The organism is Uniformispora flossi (assembly GCF_049534875.1).
GTDB classification, from domain to species: Bacteria; Actinomycetota; Actinomycetes; order Streptomycetales; family Streptomycetaceae; genus Yinghuangia; species Yinghuangia aomiensis.
Window position 1 is genome coordinate 906,248 of the sequence record NZ_JBMULZ010000001.1, and the last position, 16,097, is coordinate 922,344.

A 16,097-nucleotide genomic window follows, 5' to 3' on the forward strand; every position below is an offset into this window, starting at 1 on the left:
GCGAGTGCGTTCGGGTGCCGGTGAACTGCGGGGTGGTCCTCCGGTTCGGGCCGGTCAGCCGGTGAAGCGCAGCGTCTGCGGCGAGAGGCGGCAGACCTTGAGCAGGTCGCGGTTGAGCGGGCTGAGTTCGTTGCGCTGGGCGACGACGAGTTCGGGGTAGACCGGCGGGAAGATGACCGCGTCCTCGGCGAGGGCCCGGTCGACGGTGGCGAGGGCTTGCACGCGCTCGTTCTGGTCGGCGGTCTGCCACACGGTGTCGATGGCCTTGTCCACCTCGGGATTGGTGTACCCGCAGGCGAGCACGTTCGTCGAGGAGGCGGGGGCCAGCGTCAGGTAGTTCGCCGGGCCCGACGTGAAGCCGGACATGAAGGTGTTCATGAGCATGTCGTAGTCGCGCGACAGCCACTTGTTGGACCAAGGCCCGCCGGGCAGCTGCTCGATGCGGACGTCGATGCCGATCTTCGCCCATCCGGCGACCAGGACCTGCGCGATGTCGCGGACGGTCTGGCTCGCGCCGACGGTGAGCGTGAACGACGGCTTGGCGATGCCGGACTTGTCGAGGAACGCCTTCGCCTTGGCCAGGTCGGGCGTCGCCGGGAAGACGCTCAGCGGCTGGTAGCCCGCCTCACCGGGGCCGATCGGGCCTTGGCCGATGCTGCCCTTGCCGCCGTACACGCGCTGGAGCACGCCGTCGCGGTCCATCGAGTAGGCGACGGCCTTGCGGAAGTCGGCGTTGTCGAACGGCGCGCGCTGGAGCATCACGTACGTCAGCACGTCCAGCGGCGCGACCGTGGAGACGAGGGTGAGCCCCTTCTCCTTGGCGAGGACCGGCAGCGTGGTGTTGGCCGGGGCGGTGACCAGGTCGACCTTGCCCTGCTTGAGGCTAACCGCGCGGGTGTTGGCGTCGGTGAAGACCGTGTACTGGATGCCGCCGAACGCCGCGCCGCCGGGCATGTCGGCGAACGGCGCGCGGTACTGGCCGCCGTGGTAGCGGTCGAACTTCGACATGGTGAAGCTCTGCCCGGCCACGTAGGAGTCGAGCTTGTAGGGCCCGGTCCCCATCATGGTGTCCTTGCGGTCCACGAAGTTTTTGTGGGTGACCGGCAGGTTCGTCAGGTGCGAGCGCAGCAGGCCGTAGGGCTTGGCGAGGATGATGCGGACGGTCTGCGGGTCGGCCTTCTCGAACCGCTGCACGTAGCCGAGCATGTAGGTGATCCACTCGCTGCCCGCGGACGTGTCGAGCATGTGGGCGAGCGTGGCGACCACGTCGTCGGCGGTGAACGGGTCGCCGTTGTGCCAGAGGACGCCCTGCTTGAGGCGGATCGTCCAGGTGAGCTTGTCGGCGGAGATCTCCGGTTCGCCCTCGGCGAGCAGCGGCGCCGAGTCGAGTCGGCTGTCGTACGCGTACAGGCTCTCCATCACCGGCTCGGCGATCCACCGCGTGACCTCGGCGCCCGAGTCGAGCGGGTTGAGGCTGCTGGGCGCGGCGGCGACGCCGATGCGCAGGACGCCGTCCTTGTGCCGGTCGGCGACCCGGCCCGCCGAGTCCTCTTTCGAGCACGCGGTCAGGAAGCCGGTGCCGCCCACCGCGAGGGCGGCGCCCAGGCCGAGGAATCCGCGGCGGCTGGGACCGGCTTCGGGGCCGGGTCCGGCGGTGCTGGTGCGGGCCCGCGTCACGTGGTCTCCTCCGTCGCGTACGTGGCGGACCGGCCGCCGATCGTGCTGGTGTCGCCGGGCTTGCCGGGCTTGCCGGGCTTGCCGGGTTGTCCGGTCTCGCCGGTGTTGCCGGGCTGTCCGGGCGTGCCGGTCGAACGTGCGGGCCGGACCTTCCGGTTCCGGCCGCGTTCGCCGTACGCCTCGCCGAGCAGGTTGAAGCCGAGGATGCCGAGGACGAGCACCGCGCCGGGCAGCGTGGCGTACCACCACGCGTCGCCGAGGATCTGCCCGCCGGCGTCCGCGACGAGGTTGCCGAGCGTGGCGTGCGGCGCGGGGACGCCGAGGCCGAGGAAGCTCAGGCCGCCTTCCGCGAACACCGCGATGGCCATCGCCAGGAACGCCTGGCCGAGGACCGGCGGCAGGACGTTGACGAGCACCTCGCGGAAGAGGATCTCGCGCGGCGGGACGCCGAGGCCGCGCAGGTTGACCACGTAGTCCTCGCGCATCTCCACGACCGTGGCGGCGCGGGCGACGCGGGCGAAGTACGGCACGAAGCCGACGCCGATCGCCAGCGCGATGCGCAGCCCGTTGCCGACCGTCACCGGCCCGAAGTGCATGTCGCCGGTGCCCATGAGGCCGATGACGAACATCACGAAGATGAACTGCGGGAGTGCCTGCACGGTTTCCACGCTGCGCATGAGCAGGCCGTCGAGGCGGCCCCCGTACCGGTAGCCCGCGAGGACCCCGATCGCGGTGCCGACGACCAGCGCGAAGCCGATCGACGTGACGCAGATCCACAGCGACGTCCAGGCGCCCTCCGCGGTGCGCGCCAGCAGGTCGCGGCCCAGGTGGTCGGTGCCGAACGGGTGCGCCGACGAGGGTGCTTCCGGGCCGAGCGTGACGAGTTCGGTGGGGCTGCCGTGCAGCCGGCCGACGGTGGCGATCAGCAGGTAGCCGAGGACCAGGACGAGGCCGGTCCAGCCGGAGACGCCGAGCCGCCGCAGGTGTGCGGCCGCGCCGGAGGCCGCGCGCGGGGTGTCGCGGGGGGTGCGGCGCGGGTGCGGGGTTCGGTCAGGCACGGGCCAGCCCCTGTCGGGTGCGCGGGTCCACGACCAGGTACAGCAGGTCGACGACCAGGTTGAGCAGGAGGAAGATCGCCGCGGTCGCGACGCACCCGCCGAGCGCGAGCTGGTAGTCCTGGCGTTGGAAGGCGGTGACCATGAGCTGGCCGAGCCCGGGGATCTGGAACACGTTCTCGACGAGCACGGTGCCGGAGAGCAGGCCGCCGATCAGCACGCCCGCGACGGTGAGCGTCGGCACGACGGCGCCGCGCAGCGCGACGCGTCGCAGCACGTCGAGGCGGGAGGAGCCCATCGCGCGGGCGAACGCCACGTGGTCGGAGGCGTACGCCTCGACGAGTCCGCCGCGCAGCGACCGGGTCACCATCGCGAAGGCGGCGAGGCCCAGGACCAGCGCGGGGAGCAAGAGGACTTGCAGGTTGCGCGCGGGGTCGTCGGTGAAGTGCACGAACCCGCCCGCACCGGGCAGGAAGTCGGGGTCGTCGACCATCACCATGAGGACGACCGCCAGCCAGTAGCCGGGCAGCGACATCGCCAGGACGGTGAGGACCCGGGTGGCGCGGTCCACCGCGCGTCCTTGGCGCAGGGCCGACCAGGTGCCGAGGAGCAGCGCGGGTATGCCGGCCAGGACGGTGGCCAGGAAGCCGAGTTCGAGGGAGACCGGCAGGGCGCGGCCGACCTGGTCGGCGACCGAGGAGCCGTCGTACAGGGATTCGCCCATGTCTCCGGTGAGGAGTCCGCCGAGGTAGTCGCCGTACTGCACGAGCAGCGGCCGGTCGAGGCCCATCCGGTGCTCGACCGCGGCGCGCGCGACGGGGTCCGCGGCGACCTGCGGGGCGAGCTGGTTGACGGGCGAGACCGGCGATGCGTGCAGCAGCAGGAACATGCCGGTGACGACGGCGAACATCACCACGAGCACGCCGAGTGCGCGCCGCAGGATGTACGTGCCCATGTTCCGCTCCTGTTGTCTGCCGCTTCCGCACCGGGGACGGGGCCCGGTCACCGTGTGGGGCGGGGTACCGGTCTACTCCGGTATCCCACCCCACGGCCAGTGCGCGCGGACGACGGGGGTCAGCCCGTCTTGCGCCACTGTTCCATTTCGTCGCCCAGGTCGCGCAGCACGGCGCCGTTGACCTCGTAGGCGTACAGCACTTCCTGGATGATCCGTTCCTTTTCGTCGTCGTCCCACGGGGCGCTGTCGAGCGCGGCGCGGTAGTCGTTCTTGAAGGCGTCGAGGTCGCCGACCGCCTCGAAGTCGTAGAACGCGGTGCCCTGGTTGCCTTCCAGGCCGAAGTGCCGGCGCATGAGCTTGGCGATGTGCTGGCCGCCCGACATGTCGCCGAGGTAGCGCGTGTAGTGGTGCGCGACGAAGCCGCCGGGCCAGTCGAAGCACGTCTCCCGTATGCGGGCGATGTAGCGCTCCGTGGACGGGCTCGCCGGGAACATCTCCTGCCAGCCGTCGCCGGCCAGGTGCGCCATGTCGGCGTCCAGCGCCGCCATGCGGTCCAGCACCGGCGGGCAGAACGGCGCGGCGACCGCGTTGCCGCGCATGACCGCGGCGGCCTCTTCCAGGACCTCGTAGGCCCAGTAGTGCTGCGCGACCATGGCCGTGTAGCCGTCGCGCGTCAGCTGACCCTTCATCAGGACCTCGAGGAAGCCCTCGCCCTCGGCGCTCTGGTGGCCCGCCCAGGAACGCCTGCGAATGGCCGCGGAGAACGTCTCGGCGGTCTGCTCGGTGGTTTCGGTCGTGGTCATGGTGAGTCCCCTTGGAACGGCACAAAAGGCGCGAAACAGCCTCGGTGCGACAAGCTGCCGCTCCGCAGTCTGTTCGGGTCCGTACGGTGCCGTCAAGAACTTGCCGACATCTTGTCGGAATGATGTCGGCGGTGCATCCTGGGGCATCGGGAGACCTCGCACGAGGCCCCCGGGGAAGCTCGCCATGGAGATGAGGGTAGCCTAACCTCTGCAACGAACGTACGCCGGAGTACAGGCCGTTGACCTGGGAGTTAGCACCGTGACCACAATCCTGTCCGCGCGCCGCGGCGCCGCGGGGATCTTCGCCTTCTTGTCCTTCACGGTGGCGTGCCTCGCCGCCGCCCTCGTGCTGGGCGCGGCCCCCGCGCGCGCGGAAGGCGCCGCGCTCACGGTGTCCAAGTCGACCGGTCTGGATCCCGCCGGCGAGAACGTGACGGTGACCGGCAAGGGCTTCGCGCCGGGCATCCAGGTGTTCGTCGCGGTGTGCGACCCGGCGCAGCCGGCCGGCAAGGCGTGTGACATGGCCAACTACAAGATGGCCACCGTCGATGCGGGCGGCGGCTTCGTCGCGGACGTGAAGCTGGTGGCCAAGTTCGGCCAGACCGACTGCACCGCCACGCCGTGCGCCGTGCAGACCAGCCGGATGGGCAACGGCAAGGACCGCACCCAGGAGGCCTTGGCGGCGATCGGCTTCACCGGCGGTGTCGCGCCGACGCTGCCGAGCAAGCCGCAGGAGAACGCGGGCGCGCCGGGTGCCACCGCACCGGCCGGCGCCGCGAGCGCCCCGGCGGCCGCCGCACCCTCCGCGGCCGCGTCGGCTCCGGCCGACAACGCCGCCGCGTCGTCCGACGACGACTCCGACTCGAACACCGGGCTGATCATCGGCGTGGTGGCGGGTGTGGTCGTGGTCGCCGGCGGCGCCGGGGTGTTCTTCTTCCGCCGCCGCGGCGCGAGCTGAACCGCAGATCCCGACCGCCCTTGCCCGACCTGCCCATCCTGCCCATCCTGCCTGTCTTGCCCGTCTTGCCCGTCTTGCCAGGACCCCGGAGGCGACCATGACCGCGAACCCCTTCCCGCCCGACGTCGTCACGGCGATCTGCACGCACATGAACGTCGACCACCCCGAGGACAACCTGCTCATCGTGCGCGCCTTCGGCGGCCCGGACGATGCCGCGTCGGCGCGGATGACCGGCCTGGACGGCGACGGCGCGGACTTCGCCGCGGCCGTCGGCGGCGCCGAGGCCGAGGTGCGGGTGCCCTGGTCGAGGCCGCTCACCGAGCGCCGCGAGGTGCGCGTCGAGGTCGTCCGGCTCTACCAGGAGGCATGCGCCAAGCTCGGCGTGGAGCCGCGCCAGGAGGGCGAGCACTAGACAGCGTCCGGGGCGTATCCGGATCGCGCGGCGCACGCGTGACCCGGCGCACATTTCACCGGCCGACCGGGCCCTGCGGGAATTTCCCGCAGGGCCCGCGGCGTTGCGGACCGACGCGCAGGTACGCACCCGGGATTCGGTTCGTGCGCCTCCGCCTCCGCAGCCGCCGTACGTTCCGCACGAACCCCTGGAGCCGCTCGCCCATGGCCATAGCCAGTCGATTGCCCAAGTTCGACCAGAAGATCGTGGTCGGCGTCGTGTTCGTCGCCGCGATGTTCGTCAACATTCTCGACATCACGATCATCAACGTCGCGCTGCCCGCGATCGGCAAGGACTTCGGCGTCGCCGCGTCGCAGCTGGGCACCGTCTCGGTCGGCTACCTGGTCAGCCTCGCGGTGTTCATCCCCGCGTCCGGCTGGCTCGGCGACCGCTTCGGCACGAAGCGGATCTTCCTGCTCGCGCTGGCCATCTTCACCGGCGCGTCCGCGCTGTGCGGGCTCGCGCAGAACCTCGACCAGCTGGTGCTGTTCCGCATCCTCCAGGGCGTCGGCGGCGGCATGCTCACCCCGGTCGGCATGGCGATGATGTTCCGGGTCTTCCCGCCCGAGGAGCGCGTCCGGGCGTCGCGCGTGCTCATGATCCCGACGGCCATCGCGCCCGCGCTCGGGCCGGTGCTCGGCGGTCTGCTCGTCGACAAGGCGTCGTGGCACTGGGTGTTCTTCATCAACCTGCCGGTCGGCGCGGTCGCGCTGGTGTTCGGCGCGCTGTTCCTGAAGGACCACCGCGAGCCGGCCGCCGGACGCTTCGACATCGCCGGGTTCGTGCTGTCCGGCGCGGGCCTCGCGCTCCTCATGTACGCGCTCAGCGAGGGCTCGGACAAGGGCTGGGGCACGCTCGGCATCCTCGGCGCCGGAATCGGCGGCGCGGTACTCCTGGCCGCGATGGTGTGGCACGGACTGCGGTCCGCGCAGCCGATCCTCAACCTGCGGCTGTTCTCCGACCGGCTGTTCGTCAGCACCAACGTGGTGTCGCTGCTCGCCGCAGCCGGGTTCCTCGGCCTGCTGTTCGTGTACCCGCTGATGTGCCAGAACGCGTTCGGCTGGTCGGCGCTCAAGACCGGCCTGCTGACCTTCCCCGAGGCGCTCGGCGTGATGATCACGTCGCAGGTCGTGTCGCGGATCTACCCGAAGATCGGCCCGCGCCGCCTGATGGTCGCCGGCCTGGTCGGTATCGCGGCCGCCGCGGTCATGCTGACCCGGGTCACCGCGGACACCTCGCCGGTGGTCTTCGTCGGCATCCTCTTCTTCACCGGCATCGCGCTGGCCTTCAACATGATCCCGATGCAGGCCGCCGCGTTCGCCAAGACGCTGCCGCAGGACAGCGGCAGCGCGTCCACGCTGTTCAGCACCCAGCGCCAGATCGGCTCGGCCCTCGGCGTGGCCGTCCTGTCCACCGTGATGGCGGGCGTCGGCCTCGTCACCGCGGGCCCCGGCGGCGGCGCCCCGGTCCCCAACATGGACGCCTACCGCGCGGCCTTCTGGACCGCCGCGGGCATCGCCCTGGTCGGCGCCCTGGCCGCCCTCACCATCCGCGACAAGGACGCCGAGGCGACCATGCGCAAGATCGTCCCGGTGGAGGAGAAGCCGGAGCCAGCGGAGGACGCGGTCGCGGTCTGACCGCGGCCCGCCGACGCCGCCCTGTGGCGTCGCTGTGTGATCGGTCGCTTTGCCCGGGGCGGCCGATCACTTCGGCGCACCGTGCCGGTAACGTCCCGCTTCGGAGGCGGCTTATGTGGGACGGAGCGTCATGACCGGTAGTACGAACGTTGTCTGGCACGGCGGGGTGGAGCGCGGCGAGCGCCCCGCGCGGGGTGCCACGGTCTGGTTCACCGGGCTGTCCGGGTCCGGCAAGTCCACGGTGTCGGTGGTCGCGGAACGGCTGCTGGTGGAGCGCGGGATCACCGCGTACCGGCTGGACGGCGACAACCTGCGGCACGGGCTCAACGCCGACCTCGGCTTCGGCGAGGCCGACCGCACCGAGAACATCCGGCGGGTGAGCGAGGTCGCCCGGCTGTTCGCGGACGCCGGGGTGGTCGTGCTCGTGCCGGTCATCAGCCCCTACCGCGCGGACCGCGACCGGGCGCGCGAGCTGCACGTCAAGGACGGCCTGCCGTTCCTGGAGTGCTTCGTCGACACCCCGATCGAGGAGTGCGAACGCCGCGACCCGAAGGGCCTGTACGCCAAGGCCCGGGCCGGCGAGATCCGCGACTTCACCGGCATCGACGCCCCCTACGAAGCCCCGCTGTCCCCCGAGGTCCGGCTCACCCCCGAGCACGGCGGCCCCGAGGCGCAGGCCGCGCTGCTGATCGCCGAGCTGGACCGCGTGCTGGCCGGCTGACACCGAACGCCGAAGGCGCCCCCGGGAGTTCCCTCCCGGGGGCGCCTTCGTTGTCAGCGGCGCGTCAGGCGGAGACGGCTTCCTTCGCCGCCTCGCCGCTCGGCGCGTCGTCGAGGTGGCCGATGCCGCCGGTGGCCTTGGTGCGGCCGTGCTTCATGACGATCGCGATCGCCAGGCCGATGAGGCCCGCGACGAGGGCGAGCCAGAAGCCCTGCACGTAGGCGTTCTCGGTGTAGACCTGTGCGATCGGGGCGGTCATGGACTTGCCGGTGGCCGGGTCCAGGGCCGTGAACTCGAACGCGTTGCGGGTGAAGATCGGCGACAGGAACGCGACGCCGACCGAGGCACCGAACGACTGGGCGACGACCAGCATGCTGGACGCGATGCCCTGCTGCTCCTGCGGGACCGCTTCGATCATGAGGTTCGGCGCGGCCGCGTAGTACATGCCGAAGCCGAGGCCGTAGACGATGCCGCAGATCAGCATGACCTGCCAGTTGTTGTGCAGGAAGACGTACATCACCATGCCGAGGGCCAGCAGGCTCATGCCCGCCATCATCGGCCTGCGCAGGCCCGACTTCTGGCCCCAGGCCCCGGCGAGCGGGCCGGAGACCATGCTGCCGATCGACTGCCAGAGGGCCAGGTGCAGGGCCATCGCGAGCATCGAGAAGCCGAGCGCGTAGTCCAGCGAGTCGTTCCAAGTGAACAGCGGCGCCATCTGCGGCAGCGCTGCCGGGATCTGCTCCGGCGGCACACCCTTCGCGGCAGCTGCCTTGGACATGACCAGGTTGTGGATATCGTCGGCCTGGTAGGCCTGCGCCATGTACGACGTCAGGTAGTTCTGGATGCCGATGATCATGTTCGCCAGGAAGGCGATGGCGAGGACCGCCGCGACCTTGGGCGCGGTGAGCAGCTTGAGGTCGATCAGCGGGTCGCTCTGGCGCTTCTCCCACACGACCCACAGGCCGATGACGGCGACGCCGCCGACCGCGTAGCCCCAAGCGGTGGGCTCGCCCCAGCCCCAGTTCTCGCCCTGGCTGATGTAGAGCAGGATCATCGCGAGGCCGATGCCGAGGATGACCGCGCCGACGTAGTCGAGCTTCTGCTGCACGCGGAGCTTGGTCTCCGGCACGAACGCCATCAGCAGCGGGATGGCCACCAGCATGAAGATCGCGAGGAACCAGAACAGCGACCGCCACGAGTAGTGGTCGGTGAGCACGCCGCCGAGGACCGGCGCGAGCGCGGCCGACAGGCCGAGGCCGGTGGCCGAGACGCCGATGGCGACCGGCACGAACTTGCGCGGCATGAGGTCGCGGATGAGGCCGTAGACGATGGCCGTCATGCCGAACGCGACGGCCTGCAGGGCGCGGCCGACCAGGAACAGCGACCACGTGCTGGTGGTGGCACACAGCACCGTGCCGGCGAGGAAGGCGACGCTGCACGCCAGCAGCATGCGCTTCTTGCCGTACAGGTCGGACAGCTTGCCGATGAGCGGGCTCACGGCGCCGCCGGTGAGGCCGAGGATGACGATCATCCACGAGATGCCTTCACCCGCGGACGGGAACGAAGGGGCGATCTTGGGAACCGCCGCGGAGATCATCGCGTATTGGAGAGGGACGACCTCGGAGAACATGACGATGATCGCGAGAATCGCGAAGAGACGGCCCTTGGAGACGCCGTCGAGGCGCCCGGTGTCGTCGTCCGAGACCTGACGTGGAGGTCCTGCCGGATTTGCTGCGGTCTCAGACATGAGGGCCTGTCCGTTCTCTGTGCAAAGTGCTGTACATGGAGCTGTGTGCCTACTGTGTGAAGCCAGGCGTGCACGTGACACGTGTCACCATCGCTTCGCCGGCGAAGGCGCACGTGTCCGCTTTTGACGTACGTGAGTGGACGGACGGCCGGTTCAGCGCTCCGGGAGCTGCCAACCGAACCCCTGGTTGTGGGGATCCGATCCGAGTGATTGACAGTGTTTAGCATGTTGTGACGGCGCTGTGAAGACACAAGAGGCGACTCTTTGTCGATGTGTCTCATCTTGTGACCGCGGCCACTAGCTGACGTACCGTCAGATGAAAGCGCACCACTCGCAAGGGCCGTAAGTCAAGGTCTGGACGTGATGCCGGTCATAGAGCACAATCCCTGGTTGGCCGACGCGCCGGACGCGAGGAGACACCGTGGCGCCGTACTCCATCGACGGCAAGGTCGCCCTGGTCACCGGGGGTGCCTCGGGCATCGGCTACGCCGCCTGCCGGGCCCTCGCGGGCGCGGGCGCGCGGGTCGTGGTCGCCGACCGCGATGCCGCGGCCGGCCGGCGGGCAGCCGGGGAACTCGGCGCGGACTACGTGGAACTGGACGTGACGTCCTCCGACGCGTGGACACGTGCCGTTGCCATGGTCGAGGCATCGCACGGCGGGATCGACATCGGATTCCTCAATGCGGGCGTCGACACCGGCGGCGCCGGAATCGCGGAGCTGACCGACGAGGCGTACCGCCGGATCATGGCGATCAACGTCGACGGCGTGGTGTTCGGCGCCCGCGCGCTCCTCCCCGCGCTCGCGCGGCGCGGCGGCGGCCGTCTGGTGGCGACGTCGTCGCTGGCCGGTTTGCTGCCCCTCCCCCGCGATCCGATCTACACGGCGACCAAGCACGCGGTGATCGGCCTTGTGCGGGCTCTCGCGCCCGATCTGGCCGCCGAGGGCATCACGATTCACGCGGTGTGCCCGGGACTGACCGATACGCCGCTCCTGGGCGGCGCCAAGGCCGTCCTCGAAGCCGCCGGGATGCCGCTGCTGCGCGCGGACGACGTGGCGGCCGCGGTGCTGGGCTGTGTGGCGTCCGAGGAGACCGGCCGCGCATGGGTGGTGCAGGCGGGGCGCGAACCCGTTCCGTATGCGTTCCGCGGGGTGCCCGGACCGGCCGGCGGAGTGCGTCCGCCGGAGGGTTTCCGGGATCCGGCCGCAGGTCGCGGCTGACCCCGAAGATCCACCAATTCCTGATCGCTCCCTGCCACTTGGCGCTACGCTGAGTCCGGTTCGCGGATCACTCGCACGGCACGGCTCGGCCGGTCTGAGGGGAACGCCATGGACGGGGGAAACGACGACGGCGAAGGGCGCCCGCCGGGCGACCTCGACGGCGCCGCGCTACGGCACGAACTCGCCGCGTTACGCGGCGCGGTCGAAGCCGCGTCCCGGACGGCCGACAAGCACCGGCGGGCCGTCGAGCGGCTGCACGACGAGAACCAGCTCCTGCGCCGCGGCGAAGCCGACGCGTTCTTTTCCGCCGCGCGCACCGCGCTGATCCGGCACCACGACCAGCTCCGCCGCCAGGCCCGGCAAGCCGCGGCCCGCGGCGACGCCGGCACCGCCGACCTGCTCGCCGGGTTCGCCGACGACACCGTGGACATCCTGGAGCGCGTCGGCGTCGAGACGGTCCACGCCGCACCCGGCGACTCCTTCGACTCCGCCCGGCACCAGCCCGCGGCGGTCGCCGACACCGCCGACCCGGACGCCCACGACACCCTCGCCGAGGTCCGCACGGGCGGGTTCGCGGTGGCCGGAAACGGCCGGGTGCTCAAGAAGGCCGACGTGGTGGTGGCCCGCGTCCCCCCGGCGACACCCGAACCGCCGCCCGCCCCGGCTCCCCGAGAGGACACGCCATGAGTCCCGTCTACGGGATCGACCTGGGGACCACCTACTCGGTCCTCGCCACGATCGACGCCAACGGCCAGCCGGTCGCCCTGCGCAACAGCGAGGGCGAGGACACCACGCCGTCCGCGGTGTACTTCGGCGGCCCCGGCCGGCAGCCCATCGTCGGGCGCACGGCGCAGGAGAGCGCGATCGTCGAGCCGGACAAGGTCGTCACGCTGATCAAGCGGCAGATGGGCCTGGACGTCCCCTACGACTTCGACGGCGTGGTGCACTCCCCCGCGTCGATCTCCGCGCTGATCCTGCGCAAGCTCGTCGACGACGCCCGCCGCGAGGGCGGGCACGAGGTGGAGAAGGCCGTCATCACCGTTCCCGCGTATTTCGGTACGCAGGAACGCGAAGCCACCCGCGAGGCCGGGCGGCTGGCCGGGCTCGACGTCATCGACATCCTCAACGAGCCGCTCGCGGCCGCCTTCGCGTTCGGCGTGCACACCGAAGGGCAGCGCACCGTCCTCGTGTACGACCTGGGCGGCGGCACGTTCGACGCCACCGTGCTGCGCATGGGCCCCGAAGGCTTCCAGGAGGTCTACACCGACGGCGACCACGAACTCGGCGGCGCCGACTGGGACCGGCGGATCGTGGAGCTGCTCGGCGACCGGTTCCGCAGCGAACACCCGGACGTGTCGGACCCGTTCGACGATCCGGAGACCGAGGCCGAGATGCGGCGGGACGCCGAGGAGGCCAAGCGCAAGCTGTCCGACAAGGTGGCGCACACCGTCCGGGTGCGCCACGACGGCCGCACGACCACCGTCGAACTGACCCGCGACGAATTCGAGAGCATCACCGAGGACCTGCTGCGGCAGACCGTCGACCTGGTCCGCGAGACCCTCGACCAGGCCCGCAGCCGCGGCGTCGACAAGGTCGACGACGTGCTGCTGGTGGGCGGGTCGACCCGCATGCCCGCGGTGGCCGCGCGCCTCGCCGCCGACCTCGGCCTGGACGCCCGGCACTACAAGCCGGATCTCGCCGTCGCGTTCGGCGCGGCCCGGTTCGCCTTGGAAGAGGAACTGCGGCGGCTCAACGCGTCGGGCAACGAGGGCGGCGCCGCGGAACTCGCGCGGGCGACCGACCTGACCCGCGACGAGGTCGAGCGGATCATGATCGCCAAGGTCGTCCGCACGACCACCCGCGCCTACGGCGTCGCCTGCTATCTCGGCGGCCGCCGCGACAAGCTCCGGTTCGACCACCTCATCACCGCGGGCGAGGCGCTGCCGTTCGCCGAGGAGCACGACTACGCGACCGTCTCCGACGAGCAGCCCGGCGTCGACGTGCGCGTCTACGAGCAGGCCAGCAAGGACCTGTCCGCCGACCTCGAGGACTGCCGTGCGGTCGTGGACCGCACGCTGGTGTTCTCCGAGCCGCGCCCGGCCGGCTGGCCGCTGCGCATCAGCTTCGGCATAGGCCCCGACGGGGTCCTCACGGTCCGCGCGGTCGAGACCCGCACCGGACGGGAGCTGACCTTCGACCACGAAGTGGAGTGACGGGTGGCGACGTCCGCGGACGACCGCCGCTACCTGGCCGAGGTCGTCGACGCGGCGCTGCGCGACGGGGGGCGCCGCCCGGACGTCGGCCTCGCCGCGCGCTACCGGCTGCCGGAAGCACTGACCCCGGACGCGGTCACCGCGGCCCGCGCGGCCGCCGTGCAGATCTGGCTGCGCAACGTCAACCTCAGCAAGTACCGCGACGTGCTGCGCCGGTTCCTCGCCGAGGACAGCCGCCTCAACCCGGTGTTCACGGCCGCGGCGCGCGGCGACCTGGCGCCGCTGCGGGCCGCGCTGTCCGCGGAGAAGGCCGAGCACGGCACGGCGATGCGGCGCATCAAGGAGAGCCTCGCCGAACGCGCGGCGGGGTTGAGCGCGATCGCGCCGGAGGACTTGGAGCGCCTCGCGGCGACCCACCAGGTCGACGCGGTGGAGGTCGCGGCGGCGGCGCGGGCCGCGTCGATCCTGGTCACCGAGCCGGACCGGCTGCCAATGCGGCCGCCGACCGACGCCTACTCGCGCTACCGCAAGGAACTCGCCGTCCTGGACTGCCCGCACCTGGGCGCCTTCCTGCTGCCGGACACGAACGCCTACCGGATCTTCGCGGGCGAGGGCCGCACCCCCCTGACCCCCGGGATGCTCGCGGACACGCGGGCGCGGTGGCGGAAACGCGCCCGCGGCCAGGACACCAAGGCCGCCGACTCGGTGGTGGCGCTGCTGGAGACGCTCGTCGCCGCGCAGGGGCCGAACGCGCTGGACGCGCTGATGCTGTACGACGTGGCGGCCGAACTGCGCGGCCAGGTCCGCCGCGGCCTGAGTCCGGGCGCGCTGCGCGGTTTCGCCGCCGACACGCTGCGCCTGCACCACACGGACGCGCGGCGGGCCGCCTTCGCCGTCGTCCACGAACAGGCCCCGGAACTCCCGGCAAGGATCCGCCAGTTGCTCGACGCCGGACGGCCGGGGGAAGCCGTCGACCTGGCCGAGTCGGTGCCCGGCGCGGACGCCGACGGCGACGTGGCGGCGCTGCTGGCCGAGGCCCGGGCCCGGGCGAAGAAGGCCCGCAAGCGGCTGGCCAAGGCCCGTGAGGCGGACGAAGCGGGCAGCCCGGACGCGTGGGAACTCTACGAACGCGCCTACGCCTTGGACAACGGCCTCACCGAATGCCCGGAGGCCCAGGCCCGGCTCCCGGTGCCACCGCCCACCGGCCTGGTGTGCGAACCGGACCCGGAGGCGGGCCGGGTCCGCCTGTACTGGCAGCCGAGCCCCGCGGCCGACACCGAACACGTCGTCTTCCGCGGCGTGGTCTCCGGCGCGCACCCGCGGCCGGACAACGGAACGCGGATGGGAACCGCGCACGACAACTGGACGGACACCTCCGCGCCGCCGGTGGCTCTCCTCGCCTACTCCGTGGTCGCGATGCGCGGCGACGCGGCGTCCGAGCCGTGCACCGCCCCGACCGTGCGGCTCTGCCCCGAACTGCGGGGACTCGACGTCACGGCCGGCGCGGCCCGCGTCTCCGCGGGCTGGCAACTGCCGCCGGACGCGGTCGGCGCGTGGGTCGTGCGGCGCACCGACCGGCCGCCGCGGAACCCGGACGACGGCACCCCTGTCCCGGCGGGCCCGTCGGGCTTCGTCGACACCGCGGTGGACAACGGCACGACGTACCACTACCGGATCGGTGCACGGTTCCGCGACGCCTTCGGCCGTCCGGTGGACGGCACGGGCGTGGTCCGCACCGTCGTGCCGCACCTGCCGCTGGCGCCGGTGCGCGATCTGGCCGTCGCCGCCGATCCGTTCGACCCGGGCTGGGTGGTGGCCCGGTTCGCGGCGCCGCCGGAAGGCGTCGTGGCACTGTTCCGGGTACCCGCCGCACCGCCGTGGCAGCCGGGCGACGAACTGGATCTGGACACCGTGGCGGCCCGCGCCGTCCGGCTCGACACCCAGGCCGTCGACGGCGGCCTGCGGTTCCGCCACCCCGAGGGCGCATGCGCGGTCCTCGCCGCCACCGTCGCCGGGGCGCGGTGCGTGATCGGCGGGCACGCGCCGTGGCTGCCCATGCCGGTGCTCGGCCGGATCACCGCGCAGCACCGGGGCCCGGAACTGGTGGTGCGGTTCGGGTGGCCGCAGGACGCGTCGGATGTGGAGATCGTCTGGCAGGACGCCGACGGGAACCCGCTGACGCGGATCGTCGACCACGCCGCGTGGCAGCGGTCGGACGGCATCCGGCTCCCCGTCGGCCCGGACGCGGGCACCACGATCCAGGCGCGGCCGGCCGCCGAGTACGGCGGGCGGCGGGTCATGGGCGCGCCGGTGCGGGTGCACGTTCCGGAGCCGCGGGTGCTGCGGTACGCGGTCGTCTGGCGCGGCCTGCCCGGGAAGCGCCGGGTCGTGGTGTCGGTGCTCAGCCCGCACGGCAAGCCGGTCTGGGTCGACCAGTTGCTGCTGGTCGCCGCGCCCGGGGACGTGCGGCCGCTGCGGGTGGAGGGCACCCGCGTGCTGGCGCGGTGCCGGGGGCTGCTGGTGGGCGGCGACCCGGTCGTGCTGTTCGACGTGCCGGCGCCGGATCTGCCCCGGCCGTTCTGGGTGCTGTGCCTGACGCCGGACAAGGACCTGCTGTTGGTCGACCCGCCGGTCGGCGATCTGTTGCGCGGAAGGAAGTGA

13 protein-coding genes are annotated in these 16,097 nt (G+C 72.0%); 8 read left to right on the top strand and 5 right to left on the bottom strand.

Annotation, left to right across the window (positions count from 1 at the left end; genetic code table 11):
- Positions 1-54: 54 nt before the first annotated feature.
- From ACPA54_RS04050 to ACPA54_RS04065, 4 genes are all read right to left on the bottom strand, one after another.
- A complete protein-coding gene (locus ACPA54_RS04050; protein WP_423526788.1) occupies positions 55-1,677 on the bottom strand; it encodes an ABC transporter substrate-binding protein in 1,623 nt (540 codons plus the stop codon).
- Positions 1,674-2,735: an ABC transporter permease gene (locus ACPA54_RS04055; protein ID WP_423526790.1), complete on the bottom strand. Its 1,062-nt coding sequence runs from the start codon at positions 2,733-2,735 to the stop codon at positions 1,674-1,676. Before ACPA54_RS04055 ends, ACPA54_RS04050 begins: the two co-directional genes overlap by 4 nt.
- The gene (locus tag ACPA54_RS04060) at positions 2,728-3,687 is read right to left on the bottom strand and encodes an ABC transporter permease (RefSeq protein ID WP_423526792.1); all 960 of its coding nucleotides are present in this window, start codon (positions 3,685-3,687) and stop codon (positions 2,728-2,730) included. Before ACPA54_RS04060 ends, ACPA54_RS04055 begins: the two co-directional genes overlap by 8 nt.
- A gap of 119 nt (positions 3,688-3,806) precedes the next feature.
- Positions 3,807-4,490, bottom strand: a complete 684-nt coding sequence (locus ACPA54_RS04065) for a biliverdin-producing heme oxygenase (protein ID WP_423526794.1) — start codon at positions 4,488-4,490, stop codon at positions 3,807-3,809.
- A gap of 259 nt (positions 4,491-4,749) precedes the next feature.
- Between ACPA54_RS04065 and ACPA54_RS04070 the strand changes: the two genes are divergently transcribed.
- The 4 genes from ACPA54_RS04070 (at position 4,750) to cysC (ending at position 8,257) form a co-directional block, all read left to right on the top strand.
- Positions 4,750-5,448 carry a neocarzinostatin apoprotein domain-containing protein gene (locus ACPA54_RS04070; RefSeq protein ID WP_423526796.1) on the top strand — a complete coding sequence of 233 codons (699 nt, stop codon included), beginning with the start codon at positions 4,750-4,752 and terminating at the stop codon, positions 5,446-5,448.
- Between the two features lie 97 nt (positions 5,449-5,545).
- The gene (locus ACPA54_RS04075) at positions 5,546-5,860 is read left to right on the top strand and encodes a DUF2470 domain-containing protein (protein WP_423526798.1); all 315 of its coding nucleotides are present in this window, start codon (positions 5,546-5,548) and stop codon (positions 5,858-5,860) included.
- A gap of 203 nt (positions 5,861-6,063) precedes the next feature.
- Entirely contained in the window at positions 6,064-7,536 is a 1,473-nt protein-coding gene (locus tag ACPA54_RS04080; RefSeq protein WP_423526800.1) for an MDR family MFS transporter, read from the top strand.
- A 130-nt stretch (positions 7,537-7,666) separates the two neighbouring features.
- Entirely contained in the window at positions 7,667-8,257 is a 591-nt protein-coding gene (gene cysC / locus ACPA54_RS04085; RefSeq protein ID WP_423526802.1) for an adenylyl-sulfate kinase, read from the top strand.
- 64 nt (positions 8,258-8,321) lie between these two features.
- On the opposite strand, the gene ACPA54_RS04090 is transcribed toward cysC, so the two are convergent.
- Positions 8,322-10,004 carry an MFS transporter gene (locus tag ACPA54_RS04090; RefSeq protein ID WP_423526804.1) on the bottom strand — a complete coding sequence of 561 codons (1,683 nt, stop codon included), beginning with the start codon at positions 10,002-10,004 and terminating at the stop codon, positions 8,322-8,324.
- A 421-nt stretch (positions 10,005-10,425) separates the two neighbouring features.
- On the opposite strand from ACPA54_RS04090, the gene ACPA54_RS04095 reads away from it, so the two are divergent.
- The 4 genes from ACPA54_RS04095 to ACPA54_RS04110 all read left to right on the top strand — a co-directional run bounded on the left by ACPA54_RS04095 (position 10,426) and on the right by ACPA54_RS04110 (position 16,097).
- A complete protein-coding gene (locus ACPA54_RS04095) occupies positions 10,426-11,223 on the top strand; it encodes an SDR family oxidoreductase (protein ID WP_423526806.1) in 798 nt (265 codons plus the stop codon).
- A gap of 108 nt (positions 11,224-11,331) precedes the next feature.
- Entirely contained in the window at positions 11,332-11,910 is a 579-nt protein-coding gene (grpE, locus tag ACPA54_RS04100; RefSeq protein WP_423526808.1) for a nucleotide exchange factor GrpE, read from the top strand.
- Positions 11,907-13,436, top strand: a complete 1,530-nt coding sequence (locus tag ACPA54_RS04105) for an Hsp70 family protein (protein ID WP_423526810.1) — start codon at positions 11,907-11,909, stop codon at positions 13,434-13,436. Before grpE ends, ACPA54_RS04105 begins: the two co-directional genes overlap by 4 nt.
- A 3-nt stretch (positions 13,437-13,439) precedes the next feature.
- On the top strand, positions 13,440-16,097 hold the full coding sequence (locus ACPA54_RS04110; protein WP_423526811.1) for a SaeA-related protein: 2,658 nt from the start codon (positions 13,440-13,442) through the stop codon (positions 16,095-16,097).